Genomic DNA, 3,617 nt, shown 5'->3' on the forward strand with positions numbered 1-3,617 from the left:
GAAAGAGGAAAGTGCTCAGCGTTGGCGCCATGAGCATTCTTACTCAAGAATTGGGCTTAGATTATACGGGATGCTTTATGGTCTCTCGATCAATATGGATAACTTTAAGGAGTAGATTCTAAGCTTTTCCTGTTCAACCCGCAAGGCCCAGCCAAATAGATGTCATCGTATGCCTGAGATTTGAGGACAGAGGCCCCTCCTCGAGATAAGTTTACGCCTCTCCATATATGATCACATTTATCATGGGGCATCTTTGCAGCGCTGACTGCTAGGAAGGATGCCCCCCCCTGCGGTAACTGCCAGTAATGATTAGGGACTCCTGAAAAGGAGAACCGCAAGCTGGATCCGATCGCAGCCCAATATCAGGGTTTAGGCAGCTCAAACAATACGGTTATCCAGTGGCCAGTGATTCGTGTTTCAAGCAGCCAAATGTTCCTGAGCTCCATCCAAAAACTAACTTGTCATTTCCAGGTGCATAACCAGGCAAAAATAGTGAAAAAATGAGGCGGTGGCGCCTACAGATCTCCTTTGCGCACATCACCACAAAAGCCATAGAAATGGAGTTCCCTGCACCTTTGCTCAGCCGAGCCATAATCAAATCTAGTGAATACTTACCCTTTTCTGATCAAAAATATCCTTCCACTTCGTTCCGCCGCCTCTGGTCGACGCTTAGTTGCTGCTTGTGAGCAGCACTGATCTTTGGATCCTGCGGCGGCCTCCCCAATCGCTTAACAGAGAGCCGTATATAGTTCCGAGTGCAGAGGTTTCGGTTCTTGGTATTTATGTAGATGCGATCTGCGCAGATTCGCTCGGGATAGCATCCATACTCGTTCTTGTATTTCTTGGCTTGTGGAATTAGGCCTTCGGCCTCATTGTATGGATCCCAGCTGATCCTCTGCAGGAAGGCAAAGCCGTTTAGCACGGAAACACTAATCTACCGCAAGCGGAAGCCCTTCTGGCTAGGGCGCCAAACTCAACAGCAGCTCTCGCTTAACCACGAACCATGGGCCGTACTTGTCGCTGTTCCACATTCACAATGCGATCAGGCATGCTGCGCCTCTAGGTGTACAACAGGATGCTTTGCTGTCGGTGCATCTCGCTGATCACAAGCAGCTTGTGCCACCAATTGGTCTTCAAGCCCGAAAGCATTGTGCCAGAGGTGATCATGGGGCATCGATAGCATCATGATTCCGCTGCAGGTAGCCAAGCTGACGGCGAATGACAGCTTCTATTTTGCGGCACCTTGGCTTTTTCTGTTTGGCTACATTGAGGAGAGCAGCTTGTGCCCTGCCATGATCATATCTGGGGATATGTTTGCGAAGTATTGAGTGTTGGTTGTACAGATCATCATTGATCCGCTCGGCTGACTTCCTTGCCTGGTTATGCAACATCAGATCAATGGGATTGGTGATGTCGGCTGGCTGGCAAGAGACATCGATGGTGAGTATTCCCCAGTTCTTATTCTCTGGCCAATCTGCAGGCTTCACGAGATCGTCATATGATATCTGTTTGCCGGAACCAGCATCTGGATCAAACAGATTCGACGTTTTCTGGGAGTGATGTCCCAGCCTCCATCACCACTGCTTTTTTCCCGTGCGGTAATGAGTTCATTATTCCGATTGAGCTCTACCTCTGAGAAGCGCCTACGAAAATGATCCATCATTGAGGGATCAAAATGGTGCTGGAATTCCCGGTAAAGCCAAGGAAAAACAATATGTAAGCGTTTTCTCTGATCTGCGCAACGGCCCTCTCCGCGCTCAGCCCAAGCCTCTGCTTGATGAACAACGCGCCTAACGCCAGGCGTGCAGGTTTTGCTGTGGCGCCAGTAGTGGGATCGAACTGAGGGGCACAAGTTTTTTCCAACTCTTCCCACGGCATTAAGGAGGAGAAGATCACCCAGAGGTTGTCTGTATCCATCACGCCCCCTATGGGCACACGTAAATCCTCGATTGAGAGCTTCCCGTTCTGGAGATCCCGGCACACCTGGGTGCTCAGCAGTTGTAGTAATCAACGATTGCGTTTTACACGACTAGTTTATTGAGCTTTAATCGTCAAAACAAGCTGCGCTGCTGTCGAGTGGGCTTTTTCAGGATTACTTATGTAGTTGGCACCGAGAATCCCCCGCAGTGGATGACTGGCCGGGATCCGTTCCTCGATCAAAGGATAGAGAGCAAGGAGCCGCCGCGCTCTTGTTGATTTCGTGTCAAAACTGCGGCAGTTGCCCCATTCTCGCAGAGTTGGCCTGGTTCTTCAGCAAACTCTTAGAGCTAACATTGACTCAATCCACCTGAGTGGCAACCCAAAGTGTCAGGACTGCCGAAAGCCACTGATCTGTGTGGGAAATCCTGGAGATCTTATCGGCGTAATAGGGCCAGATTGATGACATTCTACATCAAGAGACTTTTCAAGCCTTTCGATGGATCTCGTTCTAATCCTTGACAGGCCATTCAAGGCCATGCACCGGTCATGACACACACGCAAACGAAAAGGCATTGAATACTATATTTTATCGATTGGGTAGATTTGATCTCAGGTAAAGACTGCGTACAAAGTTAACAAAAGTATTCCCAACAAGTTCAGGCGCAAACTTTTTGCAATAGACAGCCAATTCAGCGCAATAAGTTTCATACCCCCCTTGCTTACGCCACTGCTCTGATCGAATCAAACCAAGCATATCCGAAGCTTCTCGAGCAAGAGAAGCTACATCCCCTGTAGGAACCAGCTTTGCGAAGCCACCAGAAATATGCGGAACATTACTATTGTCGTAGGCGACCACGCAACATCCGTTTTGAAACGCTTCAAGAATTGGCACGCAAAACCCTTCATGCTGTGTAGGCAAAACGAAGAGATCAGCTCTAGCAAAGAGATTATTTTTTACGGATTCGGATGCATTACCATGTAGATTGATCACGAGTCTCTCGCCGAATTTCTTCATCAAATCCTCGGACAAAAAATTGACAGTCTTAATAACGTCGGGGTCAGAAAACTTGATGTTACTAACAAAGTCGACCTCCAGAAAGATCTCATCGCGCTCAGCAAGTAGAGTCAAGGCAGCAGTAAGCAAATCAACGGCCCCCTTCGATTTAACTAGTCGTCCGACAAATAGAATTCTGGAAACACCATCTACAAAGCTTGGCTTAGAACTGGGCAGTTCTATTTTGTCACGTAGGGCAAGTGGCAATACCGTGCTCGGCACATGAATACCATTCGAAGAAAGGACTTCCTGATTTATAGTGCTGACACAAATTGCGTGATCAGCAAAGACTATGTTATTCATCTGATTAAAACTATTGTCGATCGTCTCATGAGCTGATATTGACAGAAACTCCTTGGGTGTAATATTATGAAAAACGACAAGCGCTAAAGCAGACCTCGGAACGACTGGCAATATATTAAAAAGCGGATAAAAAACACCAAAGTGAAAAATAACTACATCACTTCTCTGAAAAAACGAATCAAAAATGACATCCTTGGCTTCACATACAATTTTGAATGGCAACTCCTGAAAATCACATGAATAAGTGAATAGGCAGACTTCGTTGCCCCCAGTTTCAGGAAAGTTGTCACCCCTCTGATCAGTACATCCGGGGGCTTGAGGACATGACTAATGCGTCGAT

Annotated in this window: 4 protein-coding genes; all 4 read right to left on the reverse strand. The window is 47.4% G+C overall.

Going from position 1 to position 3,617, the window contains the following annotated elements; all coding sequences use genetic code 11:
* Positions 1-625 precede the first annotated feature (625 nt).
* A complete protein-coding gene (locus AC01FP_RS16470) occupies positions 626-922 on the reverse strand; it encodes a transposase (protein ID WP_474481750.1) in 297 nt (98 codons plus the stop codon).
* 241 nt (positions 923-1,163) lie between these two features.
* On the reverse strand, positions 1,164-1,487 hold the full coding sequence (locus tag AC01FP_RS16475; RefSeq protein ID WP_474481751.1) for a hypothetical protein: 324 nt from the start codon (positions 1,485-1,487) through the stop codon (positions 1,164-1,166).
* A gap of 172 nt (positions 1,488-1,659) precedes the next feature.
* Positions 1,660-1,917 (reverse strand): transposase, encoded by a 258-nt coding sequence (locus AC01FP_RS16480; RefSeq protein WP_474481752.1) that lies wholly within the window; start codon positions 1,915-1,917, stop codon positions 1,660-1,662.
* Between the two features lie 589 nt (positions 1,918-2,506).
* Positions 2,507-3,499, reverse strand: a complete 993-nt coding sequence (locus tag AC01FP_RS16485) for a glycosyltransferase family 4 protein (RefSeq protein ID WP_474481753.1) — start codon at positions 3,497-3,499, stop codon at positions 2,507-2,509.
* Between the last annotated feature and the right edge of the window lie 118 nt (positions 3,500-3,617).

Source organism: Cyanobium sp. NIVA-CYA 375 (genome assembly GCF_056108345.1).